This is a genomic window from Kitasatospora sp. NPDC043949 (genome assembly GCF_056435365.1).
Map to the genome: position 1 here is coordinate 1 of NZ_JBWKEQ010000109.1, position 4,826 is coordinate 4,826.

3 protein-coding genes and 1 pseudogene are annotated in these 4,826 nt (G+C 68.8%); 1 reads left to right on the forward strand and 3 read right to left on the reverse strand.

The annotated features are described in order from the left end of the window. Nucleotides 1–86: 86 nt before the first annotated feature. A pseudogene (locus AC07AL_RS38420) lies at nt 87–290 on the forward strand (alanine--tRNA ligase-related protein); the annotation flags it as partial. A gap of 317 nt (nt 291–607) precedes the next feature. On the opposite strand, the gene AC07AL_RS38425 reads toward AC07AL_RS38420, so the two are convergent. The 3 genes from AC07AL_RS38425 to AC07AL_RS38435 all read right to left on the reverse strand — a co-directional run bounded on the left by AC07AL_RS38425 (nt 608) and on the right by AC07AL_RS38435 (nt 4,593). Then, complete coding sequence (locus AC07AL_RS38425) at nt 608–1,216, reverse strand: SMI1/KNR4 family protein (RefSeq protein WP_478319557.1); 609 nt, start codon at nt 1,214–1,216, stop codon at nt 608–610. A 346-nt stretch (nt 1,217–1,562) separates the two neighbouring features. Then, on the reverse strand, nt 1,563–4,040 hold the full coding sequence (locus AC07AL_RS38430) for a helicase associated domain-containing protein (RefSeq protein ID WP_478319558.1): 2,478 nt from the start codon (nt 4,038–4,040) through the stop codon (nt 1,563–1,565). 133 nt (nt 4,041–4,173) lie between these two features. After that, complete coding sequence (locus tag AC07AL_RS38435; protein WP_478319559.1) at nt 4,174–4,593, reverse strand: hypothetical protein; 420 nt, start codon at nt 4,591–4,593, stop codon at nt 4,174–4,176. Nucleotides 4,594–4,826: the final 233 nt, after the last annotated feature.

The window sequence follows — 4,826 nt, forward strand, 5'->3', positions numbered from 1 at the left end:
AGTACCGCCCCGACATCCTCGACGGATTCCTCGCCGGGACCGGCCTCTCCCTCGACCTCCCGCCGCCATCACCCTGAAGCGCCAATGTCAGTACCGTGCTGCGGCGGGACGATTCGTGGCGCGGCCTCGGAGACCTGCCGGACGAGCTGATCCAGCACACCCTGGACCACTTCCGCCAGGACGGAGACCCGGACGTCGTGCGCCGGGTGCTGCTCGAGGAGGACTTCCACTACCTCCACGACACCCATGGTCTGCCGCGCGACCTCGTCCTGAACCTGCGGCCGCGGTGACGGCGGTTCACGGCGACGAATCGAGGTCCGGAGACGTGACCCCCACCTGCGTGGTGGATCCCCAGTCACGGAAAGCGGGGATCCACCACGCAACAAGGAGCGCTGATCCGCCACACCCGCTCTCGGCCCAACTTCATTGACATAAAACGCCGTCGGTCCATCTTCGATGTCACGGTCAGCGTCAGCTTTCCTGCGCATCCCGGCTGCCGATGACCTGTGACAGCGAAGTCGGGACGGTTGTCACCGAAGATGGGACAACGCTACTTTGTGACACAGAAGTTGGGACAGACCTGTCTCGTCGATGGGGGAAGTGTGGGTCAGATCCATGCGGGTTTCCATCCCAGTTCGCGGGAATCGTCCACTGTCGCAACGACAGGATTCTCGGGGCCACCAAGATCCGCGTGCCACATCAACGTCGGGGTACCTGACTCGAGTGCATCAGCGATGTCCACGAGCATCGAGCCCACGCTCTCCCACAACGGCACTCCAAGGCCCCAGCGTTCGTGGTCCCAGTAGAAGACGGCGCCCTGCCACTCGCCGGACCGCAGATCGACGACCAGGCCGTCACCGTCAGGGCTCATCGCGATCGGCATGAACTCAGTCAGGAACCCCGCTTCAGCCTCACCCTTTTCGGTAAGCCCCAGACCTTCCTGCTCGGCGACCAACAGCCATATCTCGCGTGTCTCCCACGCCTCCTCCAGACCCACCGGCGCGAACGACCCCGGAAGCCAGAAGTCGGCGCTGACGCCCACCAGCCCCCACCAGGTCCGCAAATCCTCGGACAGTACCAGTCCCAGCTCCTGCTCGACCGCGTCGAGACTCGCCACGTCCGAAGCCAGCCAGGCGGAGGCTGGTCGGACGTGAGCATTGAGCCACGTGCCAATCCGCTCCCACGACTCCCGCACACCATGAGCAATCGAATCCATGGCTCACAGTCTCCTGGACCACCCCTGCGGAGATACAAGGGAGCAGGCCCGCGACGGCCTGGGCACGTGAGGCTGCATCTGGCTGAGCAGCCGAGTCCGTACCCCGACACTTCCCAACTTCAGCGTCACAAACTGAGCTGCTTCCCTGATTCGCTGACGCAAACAGCAGTTGTCCCGACTTCGATGACAACCGTCCCAACTTCGCTGTCACAGGTCAGCCGACTGCAACACGGGGTGCAACACGGGCTCCGCGTTGCACCCCTGAACTGGGCTTTTGTCTCTCCGGAGGGCAGCCGGGCCGTGTTGCACCCGTGGCGGCCCGGCCCCGGCTCGCGTCGGCGTCCGGCTACTCCCAGCGCATCCCGAGTTCGGTGAGCCGGGCGGCGCGGTCGGCGGGGATGTCGGCGCGCCTGCTGCGGCTGTTGGCGATGAACAGGCCCAGGCTGATCTGCACGGTGGTGCCGTCGTCGGTGCCGTCGTCCAGGACCAGGGGCTCCTTGTGCTTGCGGGGGACGTTCAGGTGTCCCTCGCGCTCGCGGTACTGGGTGGCAGCGGCGAGGTTCCGAGCCTCTTTCTCCGCGTGGCTCACCTTCCCCGCCGGCTTCTGCTCGGTGGGCAGCGGCCCGATTCCGAGGACGTGCTCCAGCGCCCACTGCTGGGCGGGGGCGAGCTTGTCCCAGCCGTTCTGTTGGGCGCGGCCCCACCCGGCCAGGTCCTCGCCCTGGACGACGACGCTTCCCGGCTCGGCCCCGGCGAGCGTGCCGCCGTCCTTGATGTGCCGCCAGGCCAGGGCGAAGCACCGCTGCCACTCCACCGACCAGGCCGGGCACCACGCCGGGTCGATCGCGTCCAGGGCGGCCTTGCGGTCGGCGGTCAGTGGCCCGGTCCAGTCGAGGCCCTGCTCGCCGGCCTCGGCCCTGCGCTGGAGGGCTTCGGTGCGGCGTTGGGCGGTGCGCAGGTTCTTCATGATGGTTCCGACCGGGCGCCCGCCCCAGACCGCCTCGTTCGGGGGGCAGGCGTGGCCGTGTTCGGCCGCGTACCCGGCCACCGCGGTCAGGTTGTCGGTGAAGGCGGTGTCGAACGCCGACCAGATCATGCCCAGCGCGTCCAGCTCCTTGACGCGCTCGGCGTCGAGGACGTCGGCGGCCTTGTAGCGGCGTTGGTCGGCCACCCACACGCCCAGCCGGTGCCTGGACGGCGCCCGGTAGGCGTAGGGCACCTTCACGTCGCCGAACTTCTCCCGGTAGGCGAGCAACTCCTCCAGGCCCCGCCGGAACTCCTCCCGCTCCGGCTCCAGCACCCGGGTCCGCACGAACGCCGCGATCACCGCCGGGTCGCGCTGAGTGGAGAACTGGAGCAACTGCGCCTCCCCGCCGGCGGACCGGAGCGCGTCCGGTTCCCCGGCGTGCTTCGGCTCGCGCGCCGGGCGGGTCTCGGACTGGGGCATGGCCAGGCGCTCGACGGCGGCCGCGTCGTGTGCGCGCAGCGCCATCAGCAGCTTGGACAGGCCGTCGTAGGCCCGGGAGGTCAGCAGCTGGCTGCCGTTCTCGCCGGCACCGAGCAGGACGGGCACCACGATGGTGGCGACCTTGCCGCTGCCCGGCTTCATCCGCAGGGCCCGGCCGATGGCTTGGACCAGGTCGACCATGGAGCCGCGCACGTCGGCGAAGTAGACGGCGTCGCAGTCGAAGGTGTCCACGCCTTCGGAGAGCACCTTGACCGAGGCGAGGATGTACCGCAGCAGCCGCCACCCGTTGTCCTTGACCAGGGAGGCGAACGTGCCCAGGACCGCTCGGCGCTGGGCGGAGGTGTGCTCGGCCTCCAGCCACGTCGTACCGATCAGCGCCGGGTCCGGGTGCAGCGCCGGGTCCTGCTCCCACAGCACCCGCGCCACATCCGGCAGACCGACACTCAGCGCCCGCGCCTCGGCCACCATGTGGTGGAAGGACAGCACCCGCGACAGGTCCCACTCCGAACAGGCGGTCAGCAGCGCGGTCTGCAAGGCCGCCAGCCGGGCTCCCCGGTACTCCACCGACCGGTCACTCGCACCCTGCTGCTCCAGGCCCTGGAGGACCGGGTCGGAGACGTCCACGCACAGGATCCGGTACGGGGCGATCACCCCGTCCGAGATCGCGGTCCCGAGCGGGTAGTCGTGGGCGACGGGCCCGAACAACGCCTCGTCGTCCATGCTCGCGATCAGCTCGGCTGCCTCGATCCCGGCCGCCTCCGCCCGCTCCCGGTCGCTGTCCTTGACCGCCCACAACCTAGGGGTGGCCGTCATGAACAGCCGGCGGTCACATGGGATCCGGGTGTTGTCCAGGATCGCCGCCCACGGCCGCCCAGCCTGACCACTGACCCGGTGCGCCTCGTCCACGACCGCGAGCGAGAAGGCCGGCAGCCCCAGATGGTGGGCCTTCTCCAGGTGCCCCAGACCCAGGCTCGCGTAAGTGGCGAACACCGTCACCCGCCCAGGCCCGGCCGTCCACTTCACCAGCTCCGCCGGATCGGTGGTGCACCGCAGGCCCACAGGCTGCTCGTTGCCCACCAGCGAGCAGAGCCCGACCATCCGGCCGCCGTGCCCCTCCCGCTGCCAGACCTCGACCGTCTGCTCCAGCAGCGGCAGCGAGGGCACGATCACCAGCGTCCGCTCGGCGTGGAGCCGCGAGGCGACGTGAACGGCCGTCAGTGACTTGCCCGAGCCCGTCGCGGCCCGGATCTGGCACCGCAGCCCCTCCGGCGGCACCAGACCCGACGCGGGCAACGTCAGAAGTCGTACTGCCGCGTCGCACGCCTCTTCCTGGTGCGGGCGCAATTTCTTCGCCATATTGATAATTCCCCTTTCCCGGAATTCATGCGACGTTCCCGAAAAGCCAGTACCAGCCTTTCGGACTGGGTTCGGCATTCCATGAGCGGTGGTGGTATCGGCGGTCATGGCGGGCGGTTGGCCTCTCGTGTCGTCAGAGATCGAGGGCACGGCGGTCGCCAGTGAAGCGGTCGAGCAGCGGCAGTTGCCCACGGGAGAACAGGGCTGGCCATGGCAACTGCTCGTGGTTGCCGCGGCCGAGCGCCTCGGTGTAGGCGGCGGCCTCGGCGAGCGCCGCGACGTATGGGCCACGGAGCGCACGGAGGCGGCGCCAGGCGCGGCCTTGCCGGGTCCGGGCCCCGGCGATGTATCGCTGGACAATCGGCTCCAGGAGCTCGCGGCCGTGCCGGACGTGCGCGGTGGCCAAGGGGCTGCGCTCGATGGGAGCGATGCCGCGCAGGGCGGGCGTCACCACCGTGTCGAAGGCACGCAGGACCTCACGGGCCACGGCCTTCCACTGCTCCTGGTCACTGAGTGTCCGCGTGGGTTCAATTCCGTTCGTGCCGTCGTCCATCGTGTTCCCCTCAGCGTTGCAGTCCGGTTTCCAGAGCTGTCTACGAGAGCGTTTCGAGGTGCCGGTTCCGGGAAGTTCTGTGGCCTCCAGAATCTCCCCATAACCCTGTTGCCATCCCAGAGTCTAGCGGATAGCCAACTTTGATGCACGAGAACGGGCGAAGCCCGCCCTCTCCACCATCCCAACGAGTGACCCCACCCCAAGACCACCTATCACCATCCCACTCCCCAAGG

Coding starts and splice junctions, on each gene's coding strand:
- AC07AL_RS38425 (WP_478319557.1), bottom strand. CDS start 1,216: ATGGATTCGATTGCTCATGGTGTGCGGGAGTCGTGGGAGCGGATTGGC.
- AC07AL_RS38430 (WP_478319558.1), bottom strand. CDS start 4,040: ATGGCGAAGAAATTGCGCCCGCACCAGGAAGAGGCGTGCGACGCGGCA.
- AC07AL_RS38435 (WP_478319559.1), bottom strand. CDS start 4,593: ATGGACGACGGCACGAACGGAATTGAACCCACGCGGACACTCAGTGAC.